The organism is Spiroplasma sp. ald, from assembly GCF_044714355.1.
In the GTDB taxonomy this organism is placed as follows: domain Bacteria; phylum Bacillota_I; class Bacilli_A; order Mycoplasmatales; family Mycoplasmataceae; genus Spiroplasma; species Spiroplasma phoeniceum.
The window spans coordinates 1-2098 of record NZ_RXFY01000143.1; the positions used below are offsets into that span (position 1 = coordinate 1).

The 2098-nt window shown below is 23.9% G+C and carries 1 protein-coding gene; it reads right to left on the reverse strand.

The features are described 5' to 3' along the window. Positions 1-318: 318 nt before the first annotated feature. Positions 319-1872 (reverse strand): hypothetical protein, encoded by a 1554-nt coding sequence (locus tag EHU54_RS05640; protein ID WP_400249417.1) that lies wholly within the window; start codon positions 1870-1872, stop codon positions 319-321. Between the last annotated feature and the right edge of the window lie 226 nt (positions 1873-2098).

Here is a 2098-nt window from a genome sequence, read left to right on the forward strand (position 1 = left end):
ATTTCTATTTTAAATATATTTTATAGGAATTTTAAAATAACTAGGTTGGTTATGCAAGAAGTCTAATAAATAATTTAGGTTTAGTTTTAAATTTTGTTATATTCCTTATTAGTTATATTCCTTATTAGTAGTAATCAGCAACACAATAACATTTATAAACTATTAAATGAATAATGTGACAATTATTATTCACATACTAACCTTAATTATTAAAATAAACGGACCAGATTTATTATTTACATACCTGCTAGCATTAATGCTAGCAATTTTTATTGTTAATTTAAAAAAGCAAGAAAACCTTGTTTTTTTAAATTAAACTTATTTTTTAGTAAATTCTAAGGTAAATAATGTTGATGTTCATCCAGTATAATAAACCGCATTATTTTTTCCAAATAATAAGTCAAAGTTTCAAACTGTTCGCCGACGAAGTGAAAAAGTATCTTTAGTTTCATTTAAACTCACTTCGTGAACACTTTTTTCCCAATTACCAGCTGTAAAAATATCAATTCCTGGTAAATTTTTTGCTTGATTTACTTCTTTAAAATCATTAATTAATATTTTTAAAACATCTTTGTATTTTCGGGTTTTTAAATTTAAAATTTTAGTAAAAGCTTCTTTGCTAAGATGGAATACTCCTGAATGCTCATTTGATTCTAATTTAAAATGATTATAAAAAGCAACTACTAACCGTCCATATTCCATTAACTTATTTGTTAAACCTTCCTCTGTAATTTCAACTTGAACTTTTAATGCTTGCCCATCATTCATTACTGCTCCAGATAATGGAAACCCTGCCACTTGAATTTTTGCTAAATTCACATGAAAATCAGCTAATCATAAGTTCTGACCTCCAGTATTAAAAACATTAACTAATGAACGATAAAAATTAACAAAATTTTCTGGAGTAATTTTATTAGGTTGATATCCTTTTCCGGTTCAAACATATGAAGCTGTATTTTCTCGAACAACATTAACACCATTAGTAGTATTATTAATTGCACTTGTTAGTAAACTCAATAAAGTTATTGAAGAATTATATTTAATATTCTTTACAAACTTTTGCAATTCGCTATCACTTTTAATTTTACTTTGTAACTTTTCTAAAATAATATTATCTAAATTAGCAAAACTAGCTGTATAGTTTACATCAAAATTTTGATAAATTGTAGCAAATTCAGGTGTTTTATCAATTTGAAAAATTCCTTCTTGATTGAAAAAATTAACAATTACTTTTGAAATTTTTTGAACCATCCCATTTAAAACAACTTTCATTTCTTCTGGATTATCAGTAATAACATATTGGATTACATAATCTGAAGTTGTTGTTAAAAGTTTAAACTTAACTTCAAATTGAAAATGGAAATCTAGTCTAACTGCTTTTACTGTTTCTAATCCTGGTCGATCTAAAATTGCTTGCAATTGAACCATATCAATAAAATTTAATTCATAACTTAAACTATCATTTAATAAATTAATTGGTTTACTATCAGGATAATAATTTGAATAGTCATTATAAATTTCATTATTAATATTATTAAAAACAGCAAGAAAGCCATTTTTTAATATTGCTAAAGCATCTATCGCATCTTTATCCATTTGGTCTAATTTTCTACTTTCAGTTTTCTTGTCAACCATTGTATACAGTTTATCAAATTTATTTTGATATTCAGTACTATTAATTGTATTTTTATTTTGTGCATAAACTGAAAAATTGTTGATAGCACGTTGTGAAATTTTATTTAAAATTTCCATATCTTTTCCAATACCATTTTCAGTATCATCAAGTTTAAGCGGCTTTTTACAACCGATAATTGGACTATATCCTGTCGTTGCAAAAAAAGTCATTCCTAATAAAATCATTAGTTTTTTCATTATTTAAAATCCCTTCGTTATATCTAATTTTATACTTTCTAATTATAACTTAAAAAAATTAAAACTTAAATATTATAATTACAGTTTCTGGTACGAACTGATGTTAAAATTTCTTTTTTAATTAGACTTCTTGCATAACCTAGTTATTTTAAAATTCCTATAAAATATATTTAAAATAGAAATTATAGGAATCTAAAATTATGAAATTTGATAAATTTGATTTTAT